Below are 25,915 nucleotides of genomic sequence, written 5' to 3'. Positions count from 1 at the left end.
CAGCTTCCTTGCTCATGAAAAACAACATTCATCATAGTGCTTCAGACAGAAGAAGATTTATCAAAGGCTTTTCTTTTGTGTTAGGCAGTACTGCCTTTGGCCTTCCGTTGCTCTCGTTGAGTTCCTGCCAGTCAGGCGGTAAAACCGACGAGCAGAGTACGGAGGAAATACAGGCGGCGGCCAACAGCCGGAAATTAGGTATAGCACTGGTAGGACTGGGGCAGTATAGCACAGAACAGTTGGCACCGGCACTACAGGAAACAGCACATTGCTACCTGGCTGGTATTGTAACCGGTACACCATCTAAAGCGGAAGAATGGAAATCGAAGTACAGTATTCCGGACAAGAATATTTACAATTACGAAACGTTCGATCAGATAGCAGACAACCCGGACATAGACATTGTATACATTGTCCTGCCGAACAGCATGCACGCCGAGTATACGATACGAGCAGCTAAAGCCAAAAAACATGTGATTTGTGAAAAGCCTATGGCAACCACCGTGGCAGATGCACAGCGTATGCTCGATGCCTGCAGGGAGAACAATGTAAAGCTGGCCATTGGTTACCGCCTGCATTACGAGCCATTTAACAAGCGCGTTATGGAGCTGGGTCAGCAACAGGTTTATGGTAAGGTACAAAGCATAGAAGCCGCTAACAGCCAGGACATGACCAAGGACAGCCCGGATGTGTGGCGACTGGACAAAGAACTATCGGGTGGGGGACCTTTGATGGATGTCGGGATATATTGTGTACAGGGCGCCTGCTATACTTTAGGAAAGGCACCTGCGGCTGTTACAGCCACGTTCGGAGAGGTAACCAACCAGGAATACTTTAACAACGGCGTGGAACAGTCGATCAGTTGGCAGATGGAGTTTGAGGATGGCGTTATTGCCACGTGCAGAAGCAGTTATGCCGAAGAAGAGAACCTGCTTTCTGGAAAGGCGGAGAACGGCTGGTGGAAAGTTGATCCGGTATATGCATACGAGGGGAAGAAAGGGGAGACCAGCGAGGGCAAAATGGACTTCCCGGATGTATATGAGCAGGCGCTCCAGATGGACGGGCAGGCTCAGCGCTTTGCCAGCAACCAGGAGTCTATTGTGCCCGGTGAAATGGGTCTGCGGGACATGAAAATTCTGGAAGCAATTTATGCATCAGCCCGAAGCGGTGGCAAAAGGATAATGATTTTGTAGAAAAGTTAATTTGTAAGACTAAAACAATAGGGAAGGGGGCTTACGTTATAATAGCATCGAGCCAGTCTTGATGACCACAATCCGGGCATTCAAATTCAGTTCGTTTAGCGTCCTTTGTCAGTACGCCACAGCTACCACAAGCATAGATATTTTCAGCTTTTGGTTGCTCTTCCAGAAACTCTTCATCCCAGCGTGGTATAATGGAAAGCCCAGGTTTTTCTTCTTCATAAATCATGGTTGTAAAATTACCACTGGCTTCCAGATAGGACCTCCTGATACGGCCTAAATTAGTGAGGCCCAAGCTTCTGAATTCTGCAAAAAGCCTCTCGCGGGTTATCCGGTTAAGTTTCATGACATCAAGTAAAAGCTGGCCGTCTTCAACCAGTACACTTAAATCTCCCTGTGCCAGCGTTTCGAATTTTTGCTTTTTATAAGAATAATGGGCAATAAGGCGGTGAACAGCAACAACAATTAAAGCGATGATAACAGCCGGCAGTAAACCCCGCTCAGGCGCCAGCACCGGAACACCTATTGCGGCTGCCATAGAAACCAAAGCAGCAATTTCCACGCTGCTCATCGTATTGGCCATGCGCTTACCCATCAGGCGCATCGACACCATCAGCAACAGGTACACAAAAAAGATCCTGATGACAACTTCAACTAAAAATATCCAGGGTATATCGCCCAGGATAATCCGCATTATATCCGTTACGTCAACATCATCTGCTCCCATATACTTTCTAAGATTTTATTATGCTGCCTATAGCCGAACTGCTTAAACTAGCGACAGCTAAAGGTTTAAAGTTAACTTAGGGCTAGGTTGTTTCTTCCTCTAATTTTCCAATGGTTTCTACCCATCTGTTAGCACCACAAAACTTACACTCCTGATCAGGCTTGTTATCACTCTCGACAGTATGCCCACAACGGAAACAGGCAAAATGTCCTTCAATCTTTTTCTCCTCATCCCACAGCTTTTTATCCTGTTCCGGCAGTATACTGAGGCCAATACAAGGATCTGCCTTTTTGTAAAGACTAAACATGCCGTAGGCTTCCTGATACACCCGTTTTACCTGTCCAAGATGTTGCACATCCATTCGCCTTAATTCTGAGAAAAGCTGCTCACGTGTGGTAGAAGACTTTTGCATTTCATCCAGTAGTAGCCGCCCGTCTTTTACCACAAGGCTTTCTTTGCCTTGCGTTAAAAACTCGATCTTTTGGTTTTTAAAAGCCAGGTAATTCCAGCCTCTTTGAAACAACAGGGTAAAAAAGAGAGCTAAAACAGTAGGAATTATACCTCGTTCAGGAATCTGCATAGGAACAGAAACAATGGCACCCAGCACTAACATAATGGCCATTTCGGTTAGGGTAAGCTGTGCACTCATCCGTTTACCGAGTAAACGCAAAACGATAACAAGCAGTAAAAATATTACCAGTGTTCGTATAAAAACCTCTATTGTAAATTCCCAGGGGGCGTCACCAATCAATATGCGCTTCCAGTCGGATAAATGAATATCTTCTTTTTTCATATTTAATATGCAAGATGTTGCCTTAGCACTAAAACATCATCTTTTTACCAGCACATGTATTACGGCGCTTCAATACCAAACGTTTGTTGGTTTAATACTTAATGTACCTGTGCAAATACATATAGAGTTAAACAGCATAATTTTCATTAGTAGAGACTAGACCTTTGTTCTAAATAATTATCAAATCAGGCAGAACTATTCAAAATATTATAAATCATTAAAATTTAGAAGTAAGTTGAAATATGAAATCCTATTTAACATAAAGTATATTATTAGTGACACTTATTAAAGATGATTTTAATCGCATATTATAAGTCTTATAATTTATATTATGTTAAGTACATTATTTCAGGAGGCGCTTCAATGTGAAAACCTGTAGCCTGTCCTGCCTTACAGTTTATCTCACCTTGTGATACTTCTGAATGATTTTACTGATCGTAGAAAAGATGGCTGTGTTTGCCCCTAAAATCAAAAAGCCTCTGAAGCTGTTGCTTCAGAGGCTTTTTGATCCAGAATTATAGATTCTTAGTTGCCCATCAGTTTGCTGATTCTTTCAGCATCTTGAGTACGGTTTAACCTGGTGTACACACGGTTCAGGTTCTGCAGTGTGGCTTGATCGTCTGGCTGAATCTGGTGTGCTTTTTCGAAATATGGTAAAGATGCTGCAAAATGCTTTTTAGCTTGCTCTTCTAAGGCTTTACCTTGTTTCTGATACGTTTTGTAGTCCATTTTAGCAGCTTTGTTATTCACTTCACTGCCTCTGTTGTACTCCAATACAGCTAAGTTATAGTTAGCATCAAAGCTGTTCGGATCAATTGCCAAAGCTTTTTTGTAGCTGGCAGTTGCACCATCCAGATCTTTTTTGCGCTCTAATAAGTTACCCATTACAGCATGTAAGCTGGCATTGTTCGGGTCTGCAGTAATCGCATTTTGTAGTTTAGCCATTGCTTCATCACCACGGTCAGCCTGTAGGTAATATCTTAACTCTTCCTGCATCAGGTATACATCGTTCGGATGCTCTTTTAACCCTTCAGCAAGTGCAGCCATGACTTTGTCGTCAGAAGCTTCCGTTTGCTGCAGTAATTGCACCTTCGTACGGTATACATTCTGGGTCTTATGCCCCATGTTAATCAGCTGATCATAGTATTTGATAGCCGAAGCAGGCTCTTCTTTTCCAATAGAGGCATAAGCAGCATAAAGCACTGCGGTTGTATCAGTTGGATTAATTTTGCTGGCCAGTTCATACTTTTTAATCGCATTGTCCCAATCCTGCGTGTTGTGAAATTCAACTGCCTGGTTTAACACCTGACCATATAGTAAGTTCAGGCGCTCAGGAACCTGCTTTCCGAACTCACCGTTTTTACCGTCAATTTCAACCGTCTTGTTAAATGAGTTAAGCACCACTTCCGGTGTTTTGTCATCCGTCATTTTACCATAAACAGGATTACCGATCATGTCCTGGTAAATAATACCGTGCATGAACCAGGTTTTAGCTTTATCCTTGGTTTTAGGGTGTTCAATAGCTTTGTCGATCTCAGTCTTTGCCTTGTCTAAAGTACCGTTCTTATGATTAAGGGTAGCAGTATTAACAGCAGAGTTCTGAGCGGAAGCAGCTTGTATACTTGCGGCTGCCAAGGCTGTTAAAAGTAACTTTTTCATATTTGTCTTAGAAATAGTTTATGGTTAGTTAACGTTTTTAAAGTCCAATTTAATTCCCAGTAGAATTATAATTCTGTGTCTTCTGTGTCTACATCTTCCAATGCTTCCGGATCGATCTTATCTTCCGGATTGAGTGTTTCTTCCGGCTCCGGCTCAGATTCCATCAGCACAAGCTCTTCCATCACGATTTCTTCTTCATCTTCTTTCTCAATTTTAGCTACAGAAGAAATCTGATCTCCCTCATTCAGTTTTATAAGTCGAACACCCTGTGTTGCACGGCCTATCACCCTGATATCAGACACACGGAGCCTGATGGTAATGCCGGAACGGTTAATGATCATGAGATCATCCCCATCAACCACACCTTTGATAGCCACCAGTTTGCCGGTTTTATCTGTAACGTTCAAAGTTTTAACACCTTTACCACCACGGTTGGTGATGCGGTACTCGTCCAGCAGCGAACGCTTGCCATAACCGTTTTCAGAAACTACAAGCAGTTCGGTGCTTTCACTCTCTACACAAACCATACCAACAACTTTATCGTCTGGTCCGGCAAGTGTTACGCCTCTCACACCAGCTGCGTTGCGTCCCATTGGTCGAACCTGGGTTTCGTTAAAGCGGATAGCTCTCCCCGACTCCAGCGCAATAATAATTTCGCTGTTGCCAGTTGTCAGCTGCACATCTAGCAGTCGGTCGCCTTCGTTGATTGTGATCGCATTAATACCATTCGTTCTTGGGCGGGAATAAGCTTCCAGTACTGTCTTCTTAATTGTACCCTGCTCTGTACAGAATACCAGGTTATGGTTTAACACAAAGTCCTGGTTCTTCAGATCGCGCACATTCAGTACGGCACGTACCTTGTCATCTTTCTCTATATTGATGAGGTTCTGTATAGCACGTCCTTTGGTAGTCTTCCCTCCTTCCGGAATTTCATATACTTTCATCCAGAACACACGGCCAAATTCTGTAAAGAACATCATGTGGTGGTGCGTATTGGCAATGAACACGTGCTCTGTAAAGTCGCTTTCCTTAGAAGCTGCCACACCTCGTGAACCTACGCCACCACGGCTCTGGCTACGGTATTCGCTTAAAGAAGTTCGTTTGATATAACCTTCATGAGACAACGTAATGACCATGTTCTCTTCCGGTATCATATCTTCATAAGATATATCGCCTGTCGAAGCCTCAATAGAAGTACGCCTTTCATCACCGTAGCGGGCTCTGATGTCGGTCAGTTCATCCTTAATTATCTGCATGCGCAGGCCTTCGTTAGCCAATACTTCTGTCAGGTAATTAATGGTTTTCATGATCTCTTCGTACTCGGCCACAATTTTGTCGCGTTCCAGGCCAGTCAGGCGTTGCAGACGCATATCCAGGATAGCCCGTGCCTGAATTTCAGTCAGGTTAAAGCGTTCCATCAAGCCGCTGCGGGCAATTTCAGGATCACGCGAAGAACGGATCAGGCTAATTACTTCGTCCAGGTTATCCAGGGCAATGAGCAAACCTTCTAAAATGTGAGCACGCTTCTTCGCTTCGTCCAGTTCGTACTGTGTTCTGCGGATAACCACCTCATGCCGGTGCTCTACAAAGTAATGGATAAGCTCTTTCAGGTTCAGGGTCATCGGGCGGCCATTCACTAGCGCCACATTGTTAACCCCGAAAGAAGATTGTAAAGCAGTATACTTATACAGGTTGTTCAGAACAACATTCGGAATAGCATCCCGCTTCAGGTCGTACACAATGCGCAGGCCGTCCCGGTCAGACTCATCCCGAAGGTCAGAAATGCCTTCAATTTTTTTCTCGTTGATCAGGGCCGCTGTTTTCTCAATCAGCGTCGCCTTGTTTACCATGTAAGGAATTTCCGTAACAATAATCTGCTCCTTACCGGATGCTGTTGTTTCGAAGCTGGCGCGGCCACGCATCAGCACACGGCCTCTGCCTGTTTCAAAAGCAGATTTCACTCCATCAAAACCATAGATGATACCCCCAGTCGGGAAATCGGGTGCTTTTATATATTGCATCAAATCCGCAATGGTAATCTCACGGTCATCAATATAAGCAATTACACCATTGATAATTTCGGTCAGGTTATGAGGGGCCATGTTAGTAGCCATACCTACCGCAATACCGGAAGTTCCGTTCACAAGCAGGTTCGGGAATTTGGCAGGAAGAACTGAAGGCTCTTTTAAAGAGTCGTCGAAGTTCGGCACAAAGTCCACGGTATTTTTTTCAAGATCAGCCAGCAGTTCGTCGGCTATTCGCTTCAAACGCGCTTCCGTATAACGCATCGCTGCCGGTGAGTCGCCGTCTATGGAGCCATAGTTTCCCTGGCCATCTACCAGCGGGTAACGAAGCGACCATTCCTGTGCCATACGAACCATTGTTTCGTAAACGGAGGAGTCGCCGTGCGGGTGGTATTTACCTAATACCTCTCCTACTATCCTGGCTGATTTTTTATAAGCTTTGTTATAAGATACCCCCAGTTCGGACATACCGTAGAGTACACGGCGGTGTACAGGCTTCAGGCCGTCTCGAACATCAGGTAAGGCTCTTGAAATGATAACAGACATTGAATAATCGATGTATGCTCCACGCATCTCGTCTTCAATGTTGATCGGTATTATTCTTTCGCCTTCGTTCATGTTTAAGGTCTAAATAATAAAGGGTTGATCGTTTTAATTATAACAGGCAGTTTGTGCTGCGCTGCTGTTTAAGTACTACTATAAAAAGGGTAATTTTTAATCTTTCGTTTGCTTCGGAAGCTTTTCCCCAATTCTCGGGTTCTGCTTTTTAAGGAGTGGCTGCCCTCTGTAGTCTCTGCCATCATGTGCATGCACCATACGCACCTTGCAGGAAGAAATAGGGCATCTTGGCTTACAGGAGAAAGCTGACAGAAGAAGTATCGCTAAACTTATTCTTAATAACACTCGGTTTATCGCCATGCAGTTTAAATTAAGAAAAGCGCCTCAGATAATACCTGGCGCTCCCCGTCTTTAGTACACAAAAGTACACATTTAAACTCTAAATTACTAGCTTTTCAGGCTAAGATTGTAGCCAGCGCTGTATTGCAGACCTGCTACTTATTCAGGCTGAAAGCCATTGATCGTAAATCCGCCATCAACTGCGACGCACTGCCCGGTTATGTAGGCAGCCGCCGGCATACTCAGAAAGGCCGCTGCAGCAGCTACATCTTCCGGTTTTCCGATCTGTTTCATGGGTGTGCGACTTATCACGGCCTCGTAATAGGCTTCCTGCTGAAGCACTGTTTGAGCCAGTGGCGTGCTGATGTACCAGGGAGCCACGGCATTAACGCGAATATTGTCTGCGGCCCACTCAGCTGCCAGGTTGCGTGTTAGCTGCACCATAGCTGCTTTTGTCATGCCATACAGCACGCCTGTTCTAACGTGGGTTAAGCCAGCCACAGAGGTTACGTTAATGATATTTCCTTGATCGGCCTGCTTCAGCAAAGGGTAAAACTGCTGGCAAAGCTCAAAGGCTGAGCGCAGGTTTGTATTCAGGATAAAATCATATTCCTGGGCAGAATAGGCGGCAGTAGGCTTGCGAATGTTCGTCCCGACATTATTCACCAGAATATCTAATTGCCCCCATTGCTCCAGTACCTGCGCCACAAGTTTTTGCCGCCCCTCGGGTGTGCTTACATCGGCCTGGCATATATGTAACTTTTCCGCGTGTTGCTGCTGCAGCAAAGTTAAATCCTCGGTATGGCGGGCAACAGCCAGCACTTCTGCACCCAAACCAATAAATTCTGCAACTATAGCTGCTCCTATTCCTTTCGATCCTCCTGTAACTACCGCTTTTTTACCTGCAAGTGTCCACCTGCTTTGTGTATGCATTTCCATAGATATCTTTTCAACTTTCAGACAAAGTACGTCTTTTTTGTTATTCCTCCCGATGCATGCGTTGAACAACACATGCTTTTAAAGAACTGATATGAACAGCGACTAACCTTTTTAGTACAATTTCACAAATCATCTTTTTGCACTCATTACTCTTTTACCGAACGCTATCTCTGCATAAAAGCACACTTTGCCTTGCCTGCCGCATCACTTTATTAAACTTTAAAGCCATTCACAAACAAATACTTATAATAAAATAAACTCACTGACTATCGGGTTGTGTTATCAACCTGCTTCTGTAAGCTATTGTCTACACTTTAGATTTTTTCCAATTTTTGGTCTTTTTCCTGCTTCTAAACAAAGTTGTTTTTCTGTCGTTAGAAATTATAGTACAATTTTTCAGCATGCACTTTTGCTGCATAAGAACCTAAATTTTATAACTATGAAAAAATTAACTATCCTTTCCGCTTTATTTCTAGCGATTACTTTTCACTTATCCGCTCAAACTGTAGATGATCTGCCAAGACCACAAACAACTGCGCCTGTAGCAGGCGATGCTGTGCAACAAGGCAATTGGATGGTTGGAGGACAAGTGGGCGATATCGGGTTTAACTTTAAATCCGATAATTTCAGAATCAATATTCAACCCAGGGCCGGTTACTTCATCAGCGACAATGCAGCCATTGGTACGGAGGCGCAGTTAGGCCTGCAGATTTACGACGGGGGCGAGATTTTCAGCTATGGCCTGACTCCTTTTGTGCGTTACTATTTTCCGGAAGGCGCAGCACCGACACACAGGTGGTTTGGCGAGGCATTGGTTGGATTTGCAGGCAGTTCACTGAAAGACAGTGAAGATGATGCTATCTTCTCTTCTGTACTTGGCATCCGAGCCGGCTATGCTCATTTTGTGGCCGATAATGTGGCTCTCGAAGCGACTTTAGGCTATTCAAGAACAAACGCTGATATTTCTGTAGGAAACAGTGTTTCCGGGCTTGCCGTAGGGCTTGGTTTCCAGATTTACCTGCCTGGCCGAAACAACCAGTAAAATGCAGCCTTTGTAACATACAGCCAAACAAAAGAGCCGCTCTGGTTATGGAGCGGCTCTTTTGTTTGTGTCCTTTGCTTTACTTCTTTTCTTTTAGCACTTCCTGCGCTACTTTATGGTTCCCGTCGATTTTCTGGTTGATTTTAAGACCGAGAATCTCCGTCACAATCGGGTAAACATGTACATTTTCAAAAGATGGCAGTTCAACTCCTGACTTAAAGGCCGGTCCCCAGGCATAGAAAGTGGCATGCATTTCTTTTACTGCTTTAGGATCGTAGCCATGTGCTCCGGGCGATGGCTTGCGTCGGCTGAAGTGAAAAACCTTTGGAGCATACGATAAAAGCATAATGTCTCCAATTCTGCCGTAAGTGTCATCAGCAGAACCATACTTCAGCTTTTTGGGCAGATTAGACTTCAGATATACCTCATATTCAGGCGATGCCTCTTTCTTTAACTGCTTATAGGTGCTCTTGATGGCACTTTTATCTTTGGCATGCAGCTCTACGACCATTCCTCCTCCTGAAACCATAAATTTGGCAGTATCTATGGCTGCAGGCAAAGACAGGGTATTTTCCTGGTCTATCTGTATCATGCCATGATCCGAGACAAAAATATAGTTGACGGGCAAGCCTGTCTGTGCCACTGCCTCTGTTAACTTTTTAATATTTTCATCCAGCTCCGCCACTGCTTTTTCAGTTTCAGGCGCATCCGGTCCAAAGCTGTGCCCGGCATGGTCTACCTCCGGCAGGTAAAACGTAATCAGGTGCGGTCGGCGCTCTTCCGGCAGGTTTAGCCAGTCTACCACCGTCTGGATTCTTTTCCCGATAGGCAAGCTTTCATTGTACTTATAATGGTAGGTAGGAAACACACCCTGAATCGGCGCCTCTGATCCTACCCAGTAAAAGCTCGCCGTCACCATCTGTTGCTGCTCGGCCAGCACCCACAGAGGTGTGCCACCATACCAGCTCCCGTCTTCAACCATGGCCCTGTCTCGCATAGAGTAAGTTTGCTTCCGCTGCGGATCATAGAAGGAATTGTTCACCAGGCCGTGGTGCGCCGGATATAAGCCGGTTACAATGCTGTAATGGTTAGGAAAAGTTTTAGAAGGAAAAGCAGGTAACATAGAATGGGCCTGCACCCCCTGCCTGCGCAGATTTAACAGGTTTTCTGCCTGGTATTTTTCGGCATAGTCGTAGCGAAATCCATCTGCAGAAATAAGTATAACATAGGACTTTTGCTGTTGCTGCGGGCTGTTTACACGCCCCCGAACAATTTGCTGTGTGGTATCTACCTGTGCCTGCAGCGAAAAGCAGCTCACAAGCAGCAGCATTAATAAAGTGTAGCGTTTCATTCCCGCAAATATACAGCTTCGCCAATAGATCAAGGTTAAGCCCCTGTTAATTTTATGGCTGCCCCTGGCTCTGCTTAGGGCATAACAAATGCATGGGAATACTGCCTGTACGACAGATGCCTGACACTTACGTTTTTACAAAAAGCCTTTTATCAAAATCAAACGGCTCAATTTTTACTATTTCTATTTGCTGAAATGCGCTGTGCCGGGGATTGATTAAATAGTTATAGTTACCCTGCACGGTAGCTGAAGGCACTTTTAATACAAGGCTGGTAGAGGCGTCAATAAACTGGTCTCCTATTTCCTGCGTGGCATTTATATGCGGGAAAGATTTCCAGTCGACCGGCAGTGCCTGCAGATCAATTTGTGTGATGCTTGCTGTATCCGGTAAGGCGATGTGCACCAGCTTATAATCCTGTGGCACTATACCGAGAGGCATGTGCACGGCTACTTCAACAGTGCATAGGGCGATAGATTCGCTTGTATACAGCACCGGCACGCCTTTGCTATTCCAACGGCCTCCTGCCAGTTCTGCTCCTCTTCCCGATAGATCATTGGCGAATTTGCCTTTGCTCAAACGGTAAACGATCATGCCAGAACACCGTATTCTATACGCGTGAGTTCATCTTTTAGCAGATTAATTCCGAAGGTATTATCCAGGAGCTCTTTTGGTTTCACTCCCCCCAGGGCAACATTGGTGGCATCTAGCCAGGCATCGAATTTTTCTTTCTCACCGAAAACCTCTATGCCCTTGTTATACACCAGGATTATTTCCAATATCTTTTCCGAATGCAGGGGATCAAACGTACGTTTCTCTTTTTTATACCGCTGAAACGTCCGCTCAGACAGGTGCAGAAAATTAGACCATTCAGCAGTACTGAACGGAAACCTGATGGCTATGCTGTTAAATATAGCATAGGTAATGCCTTCTCTCACCGCACTGATCAACATAAACACATCTTTGTCATCTACCAGTTTGTAGCTGAGGCTATCACTAATGTTTAAGGCATGTCCCATAATTTTTCTACTGCATTGTCTTCCCTCAAATATACGTAATTTGTCAATTAATTACCGACAATTGTCGCTGAATTTTCCGATTCGATCGATATGAGACAAAAGCACAGAGGCTCCAGAGGTATTTTTTCTATAAAAAAGCACTATTTAAAGGCTAACTGCGTTCTTGCCTAAACCAACCGGTTCAGAAATGATAAAAAAATTACTTGTAGCAAGTATGGCTATAGCAGGATTTAGCGCCTGCAATACACAAAACGCTATTACCGAACATACAGCACAGGCCGCAGCAAACACAGATAAACCAGCCCTTAGCCTGCAGGATATTATACCCGCACAACAGGCGACTACACCGGAAGAAAAGCAAAAGCAACAGGAATTTGTTACCAGGCACCTCGACCGCTTTAAAAGCCGCCGAATGGCCGGGGCCTTTTATGTAGCCGAAGCGCAACGTACCTTTAACGAAGGTAAAACAGACTCAACAGATATTCTTCTGAACAGGGCCTGGCTCATGGACAGCACCAATCACGATATTTTCTGGGTATATGGCTTAACCTACGGGCAACAAAAAGAATACGACAAGGCCATATATGCTTTATACTATGCCCTGGAGTTTGACAAAGAAAACCCTCGCCTGCTCACCGATATAGCCACCAGCTATTTAGGCAGGTTTTACGAAGAAAGTAACCTCGATGACCTCCACCAAAGCAGGAAGCTACTGGAAGAGGCGGCAAGGCTCGACAAAGACAATCCTTCAATTTTTTATAAACTGGCTGTAAACAGCTATTACTTAAAAGAATACAGCAAAGCTTGGGAGTACCTGCATCAGAGCATTAAGCAGGATAAAAAGCAGGAAGATAAAACATTTATTTCGGCACTGCTGGAAAAGCAACAGGACCCGGAAGGCATTTACAGCAGACAGAATGTCCAGTAGTTTTGTTGCATCCTACCAAACTAAGCCTTACTTTTAAAGCTCTGATAGCCAATAGTGCAACTCTAGTTAGATTAAATACCTTTATAATGAAAAGATTACTTATGGCAGGTGTGGCTTTCTTGTTTGCAGCCACCATTACCTTTGCCCAGGACCAACCAACTCCTGCAAGTCCTCGTGTACTCCCGATGTTTGGCAATGTAGCTAAAACTGAACAGCAGCAGAAAGCAGATGAGAAATTCCTAAGCAGCTGCGACAAAAGCTTTACTAACCGGAAAGAGGCCAGTGATTTTTTTATGGAGCGTGGCTGGGAATATTTCAGGGAAGGACAGGTGGATACCGCCGTATACCGCTTTAACCTGGCGTGGCTGCTAAACCCGGACAACAGCAATGCTTACTGGGCTTTTGGCTTGGTTACTGCCGGCAAAGGCAAAGCCGACGAAGCTATTACCTTCTACGAAAAAGCCTTAACGTATGAGCCTAAAAACTCGCTGTTATTATCAGACCTGGGAGCTGCATACCTGCAAATGTACCAGGCCAACAACAAGAAGAAGATCCTCAAGAAGGCCATCGATTTTCTGAATCAGTCTGTTTCTACCGACTCCAGCAATGCCTATGCCCTGTATAATCTGGCGCGCACCATGTACTTCGAAAAGAAATACACGGACTCCTGGACATACCTGCACAAAAGCAGGCTACTCGATATGCAACAGATTGATTATGTGTTTCTGGCAGATCTGATGGAAAAAATGCCGGATCCGCAAGGCTTCTTCAAATCAGACTCAAAATAACCTTTCGTAAACGTAGTAAACTTTTTGCCCCATTAGTATGAAAAAGAATCTTATCAGAGCAACTGTGCTTTTGATGGCAGGCTCTATGTCTCTTTCTTCCTGTGTTGTTTCCAAGAAGAAGTATGATGACCTTTTAGCACGTAAAAATGCTTTAGAAGTAGATAAGTCTAATTTAGAGCAGGAGAAGACCTCGCTGGAACAACAGAGAGCTCTCTTAGAAGAACAAAAAGCAAATCTGGAACAGGAACGGGCATCCCTGGAAAAGCAACGTGATGAATATCAGAAGAACCTGCAGCAGGCTCTGAAAGAAGGAAAAGTATTGGGTGAAAACCTGACCATGAGCAAAACGCAGATCGACAAGTTAAGTGCCGACCTGAAAGTACGGGAAGAAAGGCTGAAAGAACTGCAGCGCATTCTCGATGAAAAAGACAAGGCTGTTAAAGACCTGCGCACAAGAGTAACCAACGCATTACTGGGCTTCAACGACAAAGATCTGACCGTGAACATCCGGAACGGAAAAGTATATGTGTCGCTGGCTGAGCAGTTACTCTTTAACTCAGGTTCTACTAAAGTAGACCCGAAAGGTGTTGACGCGCTTAAAAAGCTGGCGCAGGTGCTGAAAGAGCAACAAGATGTAAATGTGGTGGTGGAAGGCCATACAGATGATGTGCCGATGGCAAAAGGAACAGTGGGCATGCAGGATAACTGGGACCTGAGTGTATTACGTGCCACTGAAATTACCCGTATCCTAACCCAGGCTGGCGTACAGGGTGAAAGAGTAACACCTTCCGGCCGTAGCTTGTATGTGCCCCTCGATGTTACCAAAACCAAAGAGGCGCGTCAGAAAAACCGTCGTACCGAAATTATCCTGACGCCTAAACTGGATGAGTTGTTCCAGATACTGGAGTCAGCTTAATAACTACAGTTCCTCACAAAAACCCCGGCCTTGTAACATTACGAGGCCGGGGTTTTTTTATATAGCTGATGCAGAAGCGGCATCCTACTCAGGTAAAGTAGCCGGCACCACCTCTTTCTGCTTAGGCAGCGTAAGTTTGAACAAAGGCAAAAGCATATAATACAGAAGCACGCCTGAAGGAAAGGCCAGTAGCGCCCAGGCAGAAATTCCGGCCAGGTTGGCTTTCCAGAGCATGTTTAGCGCATCGAGCCAATCTGACTTAAACATAGCCACTATTTCATCCAGGGAAAGACGCAGCTCCGATAAGCTGAACATAAAAATGCCTGCTTTAATGAATGGGATGAAAAGCAGCAACTGCAAGGGCTGCACCAGGTAACTTACAAGCACGGTGGCGGCAATGTTTAACCTGAAACGCGCCGCGATAGCAGTTCCCAGCACAGTGGTTGCTCCGAAAGCCGGAATTACGCCAACCACAGTACCCACCGTAACCGTTGCTGCCAGCTTCTTTGGTGTCATGCCTTGCTTCAGCAGGTTGAGAACAGGCTTTATCAGCCGGGTCTTAACAAAATCGGTTATGGCTTCTAAAATAGACAATGCCTTGGAGCGGGGAAAAATGGTTTATACTTCTACGACTACTCTAACAACTAAAAAGTTGCATTGTTCAGGAAAATAAAGTGCCGTTCGTCAAACTTTATACCCATCGGCTCCAAAGGTAACCTCCTCTGTCTGCAGAAATCCGCTGAACCTGAAACCACATCAAAAGAATGCAGCAGTAAACCTAGGCAACTTCAAGTAAAACGTTATAGCAGTAAAAGAAGCAATTTTGACTGATTGGTTCATTTTTTAAAAAATATTTTCGAATCATTTAAACTAAAGCAGTAGCTGCCTGTCTAAACTTTAATAATGCGCAACAGCGATAACAAACTATCAAAATGCAAAAACTGCTATTCTCTCTATTACTCACGCTGAGTATAATCCAGGCTTACTCCCAGACTTTTCCTGTGACAGGATCCGTCGAAAGTGCTCAGGACAATTCGGCCTTGATAAGTGCACGGGTTATTTTAACACGTACCTCCGATCAGGCTGTTTTAAATGCTTCTACCGATGTGGAAGGCCGCTTCCGGTTTGAGCGCGTTACACCGGGGCAGTATGCCCTTGAAATTAACTACTTGGGCTTTCAAAAGTATACCCGTGAAGTTCAGGTACAAAATGGTCCGTTAAACCTGGGAACGCTCAGAATGCAGGTAGAGTCTACCACTTTGCAGGAAGTACAGGTAATCGGACGTGTACCAATCGGTGAGCAAAAAGGCGACACATCACAGTTTAACGCGAAGGCTTTTAAAACAGCCCCGGACGCCAGCGCCGAAGATCTGGTAACCAAAATGCCAGGCATTACCATTCAGAACGGTACCGTTCAGGCGCAGGGAGAAGATGTAAAACAGATCTTTATTGACGGCAAGCGCTATGGCGGCGATGATGTAAATGCCGCCATCAGAAGCCTGCCGGCCGATATGATTGAAAGCGTACAGGTATACGACAGGCAAAGTGACCAGGCAGCCTTTAGTGGTTTTGATGATGGCAACAGAGCCAAAACCCTGAATTTTGTAACCCGAAGAGACCGTCGTGTAGGCCAGATGGGTAAAATATCTGCCGGTTATGGCACAGACGACCGCTATATGGTTGGTGCCGCTTTAAACATCTTTAACGGTGAAAGAAAAATTACCCTTACCGGTCTTACCAACAATATAAACATGTTCGATTTCTCTGTGGGCGAAACGCCAGGTGGTGGCATGAGAGGCAGAAGAGGCGGCTGGGGCGGCGGAAGCCCGAACGGCATCATCAATACCAATACGTTTGGTATTAACTATAACGACATGTGGGGAAAGAAAATGGAAGTAAGCGGCAGCTATACCTACAACGACCGGGATGTGTTGAATAACCAGACAAGAATTCGCCAGTATACGGGCGGGTCAAGCATTGGTGACTTGCTGGATGAGCGCAGCTTAAACAACAACAGTGATGAAAACCATCGTTTCAACTTCAGGTTGCAGTATAATATTAACGAGAACAACAGGTTGCTCATTTCACCTAATCTGTCTGTGCAGCGTAACAATTCATTTGTGTCTCGAAACTCACTAACCAACAATAGAGAAGGTGAACAGTTGTCATTCAATTTCAACACCAATGATAGCAAAAACGACAACTATAATTTCAGCAACAATATCTTATACTCACACCGCTTCAGCAAGCCAGGCAGGGTATTTACCACAAACATTAACACCAACTATAGCAGCACAGATGGCTATAACTTTAACGATGCCAATACCATAGACTACATTAATGCTGATAATAATGCGGAGCTGCATCAGTACACCGATATAAGCAGAGAAAACTTTTCATGGTCGGGTAACGCTTCTATTTCGGAGCGAGTGGGCAGCAACGCTTTATTGCAATTAGAGTACGGCATCAGCAACCAGATGAACGACTCCGACAGAAGAACATTTGATTTAGAAGAATCCACTTCTACTTACTCCTTGTTGAACAGGCCCTTGAGCAACACCTTCGAGAGTAATTACATTTCGCAAAGCATTGGCCCAAGCTATCAGTACAGAACAGATAAGACCCGCTTCCAGGTGAATGCCCGCTATCAGTACGCTACACTTGAAAGCAATAACATTTACCCTGAAATATATCCGCTGTCAAGAAGCTTTAACAACGTTTTGCCTTCTGCTGAGCTGGAGTACAAATTTACACAAAGCCGCAGCCTGAACATTAACTACCGCACCAACACCAATGTGCCGTCGGTAGACCAGTTGCAGGAAGTGCTGGATATCTCAAACCCGCTGCAGCTTAGAATCGGTAATGCAGGCTTAGACCAGGATTACCAGAACAGGCTTTTCGTTCGTTACAGAAACTTTAATCCTGAAACCAATCAGGTGTTCTTCATGGGTATTTTCGGAACCATGACGCAAAACTTTATTACAAATGCAGTTTATAGCGATCCGGCCATCATAGAAAACTATACCGAAGGATACGATGACATTTCGAGAGGAGCCCGTTTAAGCAGAACAATAAACATGGATGGCTACTGGAGTGTAAGATCCTTCTTTAACTACGGCCAGCCCATTAACCTGATCAGTTCGAACATCAATTTTAACGGCTCTGTTGGCTATACCAGAATACCGGGTATGCTGGATGAAACCATCAACTTTGCCAATACCACGAATATGGGAGCAGGCCTTAACTTAAGCAGCAACATTAGCGAGAAGGTCGATTTTAATGTTTCCACGAACGGTAACTATAACCTGGTAAAAAACACAGCCCAGGTAACCCGTAACAATAACTACTACACGCAAAATACAAACCTGCGCCTTAACTGGATACTGCCTTTGGATTTCGTTTACCGCACAGAGCTGAACCACCAGTACAACTCAGGTTTATCGGCGGGTGTAGATCCATCTTATATACTCTGGAATATGAGTGTGGGCAAGAAATTCCTAAAAAGCAAGCAGGCAGAACTCAGCCTGAGCGTAAACGACTTGTTAAACCAGAACACCAGCATCCAGCGAAATATTACAGAGTCTTATGTAGAGGATGTGCAGGCAACAGTGCTGCAGCGCTTCTTTATGGTAACGTTCTCTTACAACCTGAAGCGATTCAGCAGCGGAAGCGCTCCGGAAGAGAACGACAGAGGCGGCTTCTACCCTGGTGGCCCTGGCCCAAGAAGGAATTAAGTGATAATGTTTGAATAATTATTAAAGACCTGTAGTTTCTACAGGTCTTTTTTTTTACCCTTTGTGCATGCACCAGGTTAGGATTAGTGAACAGCAGCTGCAGAACAAGTTCTATAGTGTGACTTTGTACTTACAGCCTTCCCTCCTCTTCGCCTGTGCCAGTGCGGCGGTTGCGGGCTGTTTTTACTTTGTTGCTGCCGAACTTATAGTCGAAGGTAAGGTTGAGGCGACGGCTCTCCCACTGGTTTTGCCAGTACATGTCAACGTTGCCATAGTTAATTGTACTTCTGAATCTGCTGGTATTGAACACATCGCGAAGCTTCAGGCTGATAGTGGCCTTGCCGTCCAGTAAAGTTCGTTTAGCACCCAAATCAATCTGGTAATTTGATTTGGCGCGGTACAAACCTTGTACCGAAGGTGAGCTATAGTAGCCATAAAACTGTAGTTTATAATCTTTCGGAAGATTAAAATTCTGATCAACGCTAACCGACCAGGTAAACTGCTCGCTGTTGTAGTCTATATCCCGCACAGGCGAAGAAACCGTTGCAAAAGCACCTTCGAGCTGCAAGGTAGAGGTCCACCAGCTGTTTACAGGTATAGTGCCGCCGCTGCCGATACTCAGGTAGGTTGATTTGGCCAGGTTTTCAGGCCTGCTGATGCTCACCTTGGTTTCATCGTTCTGCTCGATCACGTTCATTACAAAATCGTTCGACTCCAGGTAACTCAGGCTCAGCAACTGAAAACTTTTATAGTTGTAGTTAAACTGCAGCGAGTTGGAGAAGGAAGGCTGCAGAAACGGATTTCCCTCCAGGGCTGTATAAGGATCAGAGAAAAAGGTAAAGGGATTTAAATTTCTGTAAGACGGGCGGCTGATGCGGCGGCTGTAGGATACTGAAAACTGGTTATCGTCGTTAGCGCTGTAGCTCATAAGCAAGCTCGGGAAAAACTTCAGGTAATCGGGATCAACCACCTGGTCTGTGTTGGCAGAACAACCCTTGCCGTTTGTTTGCTCAGCTCGGAGGCCAGCTTTCATGCTGAGCTTCTGGCTGAACTTCCTGCTCAGGCTCAGGTAAGCAGCATGTATATTTTCATCATACACAAAACTGTTGGTGCGCTTTATATCGTTTAGCCATCCCTGCTCCTGTAATTCTTCAAACCGGATCTCGCTATCGGTGCGCACCCAGCTGCTCTTTAAACCTGCCTCGGCTTTGTAGCCCTTGCCAAACGGATGCACATAATCCACTTTTACAGATCTGATGCTTGCCCCGCCACTGCTAAAACTGCGGAGTTGCGCAGGAGCCTGCGTAGCTTCACCGGCAGCACCATAAAAGTTATTTGTAAAATGCTCATCGGCATCCAGGCTGTAGTTGACATAGTCGGCATCAAAAGAGAGGGTACGACCTGTGCTGTCTATGTCAAATTTATAGTTCAGGTTCAGGCTATAGTTGTCAGTGTTTGATTCTTTCGGGTTGTGCATGCTCATACTTCCGAAAGCCTTGCCAGCGGCATCGTAGTTTACAGAGTTGCTGGTGGTAAGGGTGTTTTCAGGTGAGGCATACCCTTTTGCCATGAGGCCTACTGTGTGCTTTTTGCTGATGAAATAATCCGCTCCTGCCGTTACATTATAGCTCTTGGTAATCGGGTGCCAGTAGTTTACCTGGTTATACAGGCTGTCGTTGATGTTGCGCTTTAAGGTAAGGCGGTTAAAGGAATTGTAGTGGCCTGCATTGAGGCGGGTATAAAGGCTTACTTTGCCTGTGTTATAGTTCAGGTTCAAGCCGCCCCATACTTTTTCATAGGCCCCTTGCCCGACTCCGAGATTTGCTGTTCCGTTCATGCCAAGTGTCTCGTCTCTTCTTAACTGGATATTGATAACGCCTGCCGTTCCCGCTGCATCAAAAGAAGCAGGCGGGTTCGCCATCAGTTCTACTTTGCTTACTGCCGAGGCAGGCAAAGACTTCAGGTAGTTTTGCAATTCTGCACCCGACATATAAGTCATTTTACCGTTGATAAGGACATTCACACTGCCGCTTCCCCTGAAGATAATGTTATCATCCTTGTCCAGCCTGACACCCGGCGCATACTTGAGCACCTCCAGCGCGTTGTCGCCTGCTGTGTTCAACTGCTCTACGTTCATCACCACACGATCGGCCTCCTGCTCCAGCAAGGGCTTCTGTCCTTTCACCACTACCTCCTGCAGTGCATTGTCTCTTTCATGCAGGACTATGGCAGGTACCTGAACCTCCTGCTGTTTTACCTCAAAAGGAATGCTTTTGGCTGGAACGTAACCAACCATTAAGGCTTTGACGGCATACCTGCCTTGTTTTACCTGAGCAAAGGTATAGGCACCAGCCGCATCTGTCATTTCGGAGGCTACCACGGCCGAGTCGGGTAACTGCAGTAAAACCACCGACACATAATCGAGCGGCTTTTGTGTGGAGGCATTAATTACAGTACCTTTCACTGTAGCGGCTGTTTGTGCCTGGGCATTAACTGCAAAAAAGCAGAAGGCTATAGCCAGAACTATCTTTCCGAAATTCTTTTGTCCTTTGTTCTTTGTGGAAATAGTAGCTGTTTTTTTCATGGCGCAAGCAGGTGTTTCGTTGATGTTGAGCCAAAGATGCAGTCCGCCTTTTGCTATTGAAATTAAACTATCCGAACCTGCCAAAACATTATCCGAAACCTATATTCCTGCTAAACCAGGACTGCTATAAGCAATGCAGGGGTTTACATCGTAAAACCATGTGTTAGTATAAAAAAAGTGCGGCTAAAGGAAGTTATGGCTAGCTTTAGAATATGAATGTGACGCAAAAAAAGATCGGGCTGCACCTGCTGGGGTGGACGCTCTACATCGGTTATACAGTATTAGGTTACTTCCTCTACAACTGGGATTACAAAATACTGCTGCTCAACCTGAGCCAGGATTTGTTGCACCTGGTGGAGTTTTACCTTTGCTATCTGCTGGTTTTCCCGCTCTGGATGAAAAAAAGAAACTGGCTGATCGTTTTGTTTGGCGTTGCGGGAATTATGCTGGTCTATACCACCCTTCGTTATACGGTAGAGGAAGTGCTTTTTCAGGCTTTTTTTGGTTTCCGCAATTATAGTCCCGGCACTACGCTTTCTTATTATATATTTGACAACCTGTATTGGTCTTTACCTGGCATTTTTCTGGGGGCTGTAGTGTGGGCTTTTGAAGCCACCTTACAAAAAGAACGCGAGAATCGTACCCTGAAACAGGAAAAAGTGCAGGCCGAACTGGCTTTCCTGAAAACCCAGATCAACCCGCACTTCCTATACAATACCTTAAACTACTTGTACTCGCTGGCTTATCCTGTGTCTGATAAACTGGCCGATGCCATCATAAAGCTATCAGACCTGATGCGCTACATGCTGTACGAGAGCAAAGACGGCAGAGTAGAGCTACAAAAAGAGGTGGATTACCTGCAAAACTACCTGAACATTTACCGTCTCCGCTTCGAAAATAATTTCTTTGTTAACTTTACGATACAAGGGCATGTAAACGGGCAGCGGGTCCCATCGCTGGTACTGATTCCTTTTGTGGAGAACGCCCTGAAACATGGTGTTGTAGACGACGCATCGGCACCCATTACCATTAATTTGCAGTTGGAAAATGCGAATTTGTGTTTTAATGTGAGCAACCGGATCAATCAAAATCAAAAAGACCAGACCACCGGCATCGGCCTTGCGAATATCCGCCGCCGCCTCGACCTGCTTTACCCGAACCTCTATACCCTTGAGATTAGTGAGGATGGAAAAAAATACGAAACAAAGCTAAAGCTGCAACACATCTGAAGCAGGGTTTTGAGGAAAAATGGATGGACAGAAATTAATAAATCTGATGCTTTCGCAATGGAAATGGCTAATCTGAATAAACAATTTTAATCCTCAAAATCATCTTATCCTGCAAATCCTGGTGCAGACAATAACTTTTAACCCATAAACTTTCTAAACAAAATGATTCGCTGTATTGCTGTTGACGACGAAGCCTACGCCACTAAGATTATTGCCGACTATATTCAGAAAATCCCCAATCTGGAGTTGGTGGGCACCACTACCAGCCCGATAGAAGCTATTAACTGGGTGCAGGAAGGGCGTGTGGACCTGGTGTTTCTGGATATACAGATGCCGGAGCTGACGGGCATACAGTTTATGAAAATATGTGGCAGCAGGTGCAAAGTGATTCTGACTACCGCCTACCCGGAATATGCCCTGGAAGGCTATGAGCACGATGTCATTGACTATCTTCTTAAGCCAATCCCTTTCGACCGCTTCCTGAAGGCAGTACACAAGGCGCAGGCAGTGCTTCAGCAGCCAACCATACAGGCTTCTTCAGCCAGTCATGATAACCCTCCGTTGGCCACAGCCACTACTGGTGCCGGACATCCTGCTCAGGCTAGCCCTTACATGTTTATAAAAGGAGAAAGCAAAAACAAATTCATTAAAATCGATTACGACGATATCCTGTATATAGAGGGACTAAAGAACTATGTTTCCGTTTATATGCAGGGACAAAGACTGGTAACTTACCTTACTCTTAAGAACATGGAAGAACAGCTTCCGCAGCCACCATTCTACCGCATCCATAAATCTTATATAGTTTCGATTGATAAGATCAGGATGGTTGATGGAAACACTGTTTATATTGCAGATAAAGTTTTACCCATTGGAGAGAGCTTCCGCGAAAATTTTCTGAAGCTCATTCGGGAGCAGGATTAACTGGCAATGGCAGCCTGAACATGAATGGCGTTAGAACCGGGCTATAAAACGAAGGTTAAGCCTGCGCCCGGTCAGGAAATTGGGAACAGCATAAGTAACATTATTAAGATCCGTAACATAACTGTATGAGAGGCGGTTATTGGCAGCAATCAGATTCAGTACTTCAAGGCCGATCCACAAACTTTCCAGGGAGAATTTGTCAGTGTTGGTGATGGCAGCATCTCCCAGTACTATCAGTTTAGAAAAACCTACGTCTACCCGTTTGTAAGATTTGCCTGAAAAGGCATTGCGATATTCCGGCCTGAATGGCGGGCCAAAAGGTAGCCCTGTCCCATAGGCTAAATTCAAGTTCATTCTTACCGTGGGGTTATCCGGTAAATGATCCTGGAAGAAAACTCCGATATTCAGCAACTGGTTTGTAGGGCGGTTGATATAGCCCAAAGGCGCTTTACCTGATATCTGGCCTTGTGCATCGTAGGTGAAAGTGGAGTCTCCTTCCACATCTTCTTTTGTGCTAAGTATGCCCAGGCTTAACCACGATTCGGCTCCTTTTATAAACTCTCCGTTTACCCGCACATCAAGGCCTGTCGCATATGCTTTCGCATTATTTTGAGCATAATACCGAAGTCGCACATTATCAACATCGTAGGGAATGACATTGGTCATGTGTTTATAGTAAGCCTCAGTAGTAAGCATAAAATCCCTGTCCCAGGCTTTAAAACTATAATCGGCACCTACTATAGCATGTAAAGAGCGTTGTGCCCTGATCTCAGGGTTTAGCTGCCCTTGCATGTTGCGCAATTCCCGGTAAAAAGGTGGCTGGTAATATAAACCCAAAGCTGCCTTATACGACAGATCAGGGTTCCTTCTGGAAATTGCCGCATACTGGATGCGGGGAGTAAATGTAAATTCTTTTGAGTAGGTCCAGTAGCTTGCTCTTACGCCATAGGTAATGGTTCGCAGCGAATCAAACTTATAAGTATGCTGTAAATAACCATTATAGCGTAAGCTTCTTAAATCTAACGTTGAATTCAGATAATAAGCAGGATTTACAAAGTCAGCTGAATCTACAAAACCATATTCTGATGAACGGTCCTGTATATCTTCTACCCCGGCCTTTACACCAAACTGAACCTGGCTGCGCCGGCTCTTTTGCCAGCTGTTCCGGATCTCCGCAGTCAGCACTCTTGCCAGTAAGGTATTCCGCGCATGATCGTATTGCGAGCCAACACCCCTGGATTGCATGCACTCGCCATAGTTACCGCCTCCGGTGCCGTTTACGTCACACAAACGGTAAGCAGCTTCAATATCCCTGAATTCTCTTTCCCGTGAGTATATACCTGATAATATGATTTCAGATAATAAGGCTCTGTTAAACCTATGGGATAAATTTATACCCAGCTGTGAAGTGCTGTACTGCATCAGCTCCCGCCCATCATACCCGACAAACAAACGCATTGCATTCTGGCGTGTTCCGAAGGTAGTCACCCTCGACTCCGGCACTACCAGGTAACTGTTCCGGGCATAGCTGGCCAGAATACCCAGGGTAGTGCGTGCCGGCTCAGTTTGAGAACGGGAAAGATCAATATTGATATAGGCCTGTGCATCCGAGAAGTTTGGCCTGTACTGCCCCTCCACCTGCAGGCCCTGCAACAGGTATTGGCCGGTTTTATACCGTGTGCCCAGCAAATAAGATATGCGCTTGTTCTTCGAAGCGGCCTCTAAATGGAGGCTTCCACCTGTTAAACCGCCAGAAACAGAGCCTGCTAATTTACCGGGAGTTTTATAGCGAATGTCGAGCACAGAAGAAAGCCTGTCGCCGTACTTGGGTTGCCAGCCGCCAGAAGAAAAGTTGATGCTTCCTACCAGATCAGGATTGACAAAGCTAAGCCCCTCCTGTTGCGCATTGGTGATGAGGAACGGACGGTAAATTTCAATCCCGTTCACATAAACCAGGTTTTCGTCGTAATTGCCACCGCGAACAGAGTAGGTTGAAGAAAGCTCGTTGTTACTGCTAACACCAGGCAGCGTTACCAGGATTTGGTTAAAGTCGCCAAAGGCAGAAGGCATCTCCTTTGTTATACGCGGGTCTAAGCGGGTCAGCCCGGCCTGCTCCCGGGCATCTGTCCTGTTTCCGTGAATATCCACAGCGTTGAGCTGACGCTGGTCAGGCGAAAGGACCAGTTCCATATCTACTGCAGCAGCTCCCAGCTGCACCGTTTTTTGCAGTTCATGGTATCCCAGGTAACGGATAATCAGCGTGACTTCGCGGTCTGGCTGAGAGGGTAGCTGTATCCTGAACTTTCCGTCAGCTGATGTCTGCACTCCAGCAGTGGTGCCTTTTATACTGACGGAAGCCTGCTCTAACGGTTCACGCTGGTGGTTTAGCACTATACCTGAAACAATAACCTGTTGAGCTGCCACACCTAAAGGAAACAGTAGCACCAACCAAACCGATAGATATTTCAGCATGAACAGGTTATACTTAGTCTTTTAAAGTACTTTTTAAGGCAGCAATGGTTTGTGCAGGATCAGCAGCGGAAAAAACAAAGCTTCCGGCTACCAGCACATCAGCCCCTCTTTCCAGAAGAAGTGGCGCATTCTTCTGGTTCACACCACCATCAATTTCTATGAGAGCCTTGGAGTTTCGGGATAAGATCAACTCTTTCAGTGCCTCAATTCTGTTATAGGTATTCTCAATGAATTTCTGCCCGCCAAAGCCAGGGTTAACAGACATCACACACACCAGGTCCAGGTCAGCGATTACATCTTCGAGTAAGGCTACCGAAGTGTGTGGATTAAGCGCTACTCCGGCCTTTGCTCCCGTAGCTTTAATCTGCTCAATGATTCGGTGCAAGTGAACACAAGCCTCGTAGTGTACTGTTATGTTTTCGGCGCCGGACTTTCGGAACTGCTCAATATATAACTCAGGCGACTCAATCATCAGGTGCACATCGAGCGGCTTTTGTGCATGGCGCTGAATTGCCTCCAGTACAGGAAAGCCAAATGAAATGTTTGGCACAAATCTGCCATCCATGATATCGATGTGCAGCCAGTCGGCCTGGCTCTTGTTCAACATCTCAACTTCAGATTGCAAATTGGCAAAATCAGCTGCCAATACAGAAGGGGCTATAATTGGTCTCATAAAGCAAAGATAGGATTTT

The 25,915-nt window shown here is 45.4% G+C and carries 20 protein-coding genes; 8 read left to right on the top strand and 12 right to left on the bottom strand.

What is annotated here, in order from left to right; genetic code table 11:
* The first annotated feature begins 14 nt into the window (after positions 1 to 14).
* The gene (locus C1N53_RS05620; RefSeq protein ID WP_137758379.1) at positions 15 to 1,193 is read left to right on the top strand and encodes a Gfo/Idh/MocA family protein; all 1,179 of its coding nucleotides are present in this window, start codon (positions 15 to 17) and stop codon (positions 1,191 to 1,193) included.
* A 40-nt stretch (positions 1,194 to 1,233) separates the two neighbouring features.
* On the opposite strand, the gene C1N53_RS05615 is transcribed toward C1N53_RS05620, so the two are convergent.
* The 5 genes from C1N53_RS05615 to C1N53_RS05595 form a co-directional block, all read right to left on the bottom strand.
* The gene (locus C1N53_RS05615) at positions 1,234 to 1,926 is read right to left on the bottom strand and encodes a YetF domain-containing protein (RefSeq protein ID WP_137758378.1); all 693 of its coding nucleotides are present in this window, start codon (positions 1,924 to 1,926) and stop codon (positions 1,234 to 1,236) included.
* Positions 1,927 to 2,008: 82 nt separating this feature from the next.
* The gene (locus tag C1N53_RS05610; RefSeq protein ID WP_137758377.1) at positions 2,009 to 2,719 is read right to left on the bottom strand and encodes a DUF421 domain-containing protein; all 711 of its coding nucleotides are present in this window, start codon (positions 2,717 to 2,719) and stop codon (positions 2,009 to 2,011) included.
* Positions 2,720 to 3,244: 525 nt separating this feature from the next.
* Positions 3,245 to 4,378 carry a lipopolysaccharide assembly protein LapB gene (locus C1N53_RS05605; RefSeq protein WP_137758376.1) on the bottom strand — a complete coding sequence of 378 codons (1,134 nt, stop codon included), beginning with the start codon at positions 4,376 to 4,378 and terminating at the stop codon, positions 3,245 to 3,247.
* A 65-nt stretch (positions 4,379 to 4,443) separates the two neighbouring features.
* The gene (gene gyrA / locus C1N53_RS05600; protein ID WP_137758375.1) at positions 4,444 to 7,020 is read right to left on the bottom strand and encodes a DNA gyrase subunit A; all 2,577 of its coding nucleotides are present in this window, start codon (positions 7,018 to 7,020) and stop codon (positions 4,444 to 4,446) included.
* Between the two features lie 438 nt (positions 7,021 to 7,458).
* Positions 7,459 to 8,238: an SDR family oxidoreductase gene (locus C1N53_RS05595; protein ID WP_137758374.1), complete on the bottom strand. Its 780-nt coding sequence runs from the start codon at positions 8,236 to 8,238 to the stop codon at positions 7,459 to 7,461.
* 439 nt (positions 8,239 to 8,677) lie between these two features.
* Here C1N53_RS05595 and C1N53_RS05590 point away from each other — a divergent pair, with 439 nt between their 5' ends.
* Entirely contained in the window at positions 8,678 to 9,280 is a 603-nt protein-coding gene (locus C1N53_RS05590) for an outer membrane beta-barrel protein (RefSeq protein WP_137758373.1), read from the top strand.
* Between the two features lie 79 nt (positions 9,281 to 9,359).
* On the opposite strand, the gene C1N53_RS05585 is transcribed toward C1N53_RS05590, so the two are convergent.
* The 3 genes from C1N53_RS05585 to C1N53_RS05575 form a co-directional block, all read right to left on the bottom strand.
* The gene (locus C1N53_RS05585) at positions 9,360 to 10,631 is read right to left on the bottom strand and encodes an ectonucleotide pyrophosphatase/phosphodiesterase (RefSeq protein WP_137758372.1); all 1,272 of its coding nucleotides are present in this window, start codon (positions 10,629 to 10,631) and stop codon (positions 9,360 to 9,362) included.
* Positions 10,632 to 10,758: 127 nt separating this feature from the next.
* Complete coding sequence (locus C1N53_RS05580) at positions 10,759 to 11,208, bottom strand: RES family NAD+ phosphorylase (RefSeq protein ID WP_240773400.1); 450 nt, start codon at positions 11,206 to 11,208, stop codon at positions 10,759 to 10,761.
* An 11-nt stretch (positions 11,209 to 11,219) separates the two neighbouring features.
* On the bottom strand, positions 11,220 to 11,648 hold the full coding sequence (locus C1N53_RS05575) for an antitoxin Xre/MbcA/ParS toxin-binding domain-containing protein (protein ID WP_137758370.1): 429 nt from the start codon (positions 11,646 to 11,648) through the stop codon (positions 11,220 to 11,222).
* Positions 11,649 to 11,835: 187 nt separating this feature from the next.
* On the opposite strand from C1N53_RS05575, the gene C1N53_RS05570 reads away from it, so the two are divergent.
* The 3 genes from C1N53_RS05570 (at position 11,836) to C1N53_RS05560 (ending at position 14,280) form a co-directional block, all read left to right on the top strand.
* Positions 11,836 to 12,576: a hypothetical protein gene (locus C1N53_RS05570; protein ID WP_137758369.1), complete on the top strand. Its 741-nt coding sequence runs from the start codon at positions 11,836 to 11,838 to the stop codon at positions 12,574 to 12,576.
* Between the two features lie 86 nt (positions 12,577 to 12,662).
* Entirely contained in the window at positions 12,663 to 13,364 is a 702-nt protein-coding gene (locus C1N53_RS05565) for a tetratricopeptide repeat protein (RefSeq protein ID WP_137758368.1), read from the top strand.
* A gap of 37 nt (positions 13,365 to 13,401) precedes the next feature.
* Positions 13,402 to 14,280: an OmpA family protein gene (locus C1N53_RS05560; protein ID WP_137758367.1), complete on the top strand. Its 879-nt coding sequence runs from the start codon at positions 13,402 to 13,404 to the stop codon at positions 14,278 to 14,280.
* An 84-nt stretch (positions 14,281 to 14,364) separates the two neighbouring features.
* Here the strand turns inward: C1N53_RS05560 and C1N53_RS05555 are convergent, their stop codons facing one another.
* Positions 14,365 to 14,874, bottom strand: a complete 510-nt coding sequence (locus C1N53_RS05555) for a DUF2062 domain-containing protein (protein ID WP_240773399.1) — start codon at positions 14,872 to 14,874, stop codon at positions 14,365 to 14,367.
* Between the two features lie 338 nt (positions 14,875 to 15,212).
* Here C1N53_RS05555 and C1N53_RS05550 point away from each other — a divergent pair, with 338 nt between their 5' ends.
* Complete coding sequence (locus C1N53_RS05550; RefSeq protein WP_137758366.1) at positions 15,213 to 18,014, top strand: outer membrane beta-barrel protein; 2,802 nt, start codon at positions 15,213 to 15,215, stop codon at positions 18,012 to 18,014.
* Between the two features lie 130 nt (positions 18,015 to 18,144).
* Here C1N53_RS05550 and C1N53_RS05545 read toward each other — a convergent pair whose 3' ends face one another.
* Positions 18,145 to 20,598: an outer membrane beta-barrel family protein gene (locus C1N53_RS05545; protein WP_137758365.1), complete on the bottom strand. Its 2,454-nt coding sequence runs from the start codon at positions 20,596 to 20,598 to the stop codon at positions 18,145 to 18,147.
* A gap of 212 nt (positions 20,599 to 20,810) precedes the next feature.
* On the opposite strand from C1N53_RS05545, the gene C1N53_RS05540 reads away from it, so the two are divergent.
* Together C1N53_RS05540 and C1N53_RS05535 are read left to right on the top strand one after the other, a co-directional pair.
* Entirely contained in the window at positions 20,811 to 21,827 is a 1,017-nt protein-coding gene (locus tag C1N53_RS05540; protein ID WP_137758364.1) for a sensor histidine kinase, read from the top strand.
* 162 nt (positions 21,828 to 21,989) lie between these two features.
* Positions 21,990 to 22,751, top strand: a complete 762-nt coding sequence (locus tag C1N53_RS05535; RefSeq protein WP_137758363.1) for a LytTR family DNA-binding domain-containing protein — start codon at positions 21,990 to 21,992, stop codon at positions 22,749 to 22,751.
* A gap of 30 nt (positions 22,752 to 22,781) precedes the next feature.
* Here the strand turns inward: C1N53_RS05535 and C1N53_RS05530 are convergent, their stop codons facing one another.
* Both C1N53_RS05530 and rpe read right to left on the bottom strand, forming a co-directional pair.
* Complete coding sequence (locus C1N53_RS05530; RefSeq protein WP_137758362.1) at positions 22,782 to 25,223, bottom strand: TonB-dependent receptor; 2,442 nt, start codon at positions 25,221 to 25,223, stop codon at positions 22,782 to 22,784.
* Between the two features lie 13 nt (positions 25,224 to 25,236).
* Complete coding sequence (rpe, locus tag C1N53_RS05525) at positions 25,237 to 25,896, bottom strand: ribulose-phosphate 3-epimerase (RefSeq protein WP_137758361.1); 660 nt, start codon at positions 25,894 to 25,896, stop codon at positions 25,237 to 25,239.
* Between the last annotated feature and the right edge of the window lie 19 nt (positions 25,897 to 25,915).

This window comes from Pontibacter sp. SGAir0037, assembly GCF_005491705.1.
Taxonomy (GTDB): Bacteria; Bacteroidota; Bacteroidia; order Cytophagales; family Hymenobacteraceae; genus Pontibacter.
The sequence above is the reverse complement of the archived record's forward strand: the minus strand, read 5'-3'. Positions and strand labels throughout refer to the sequence as shown.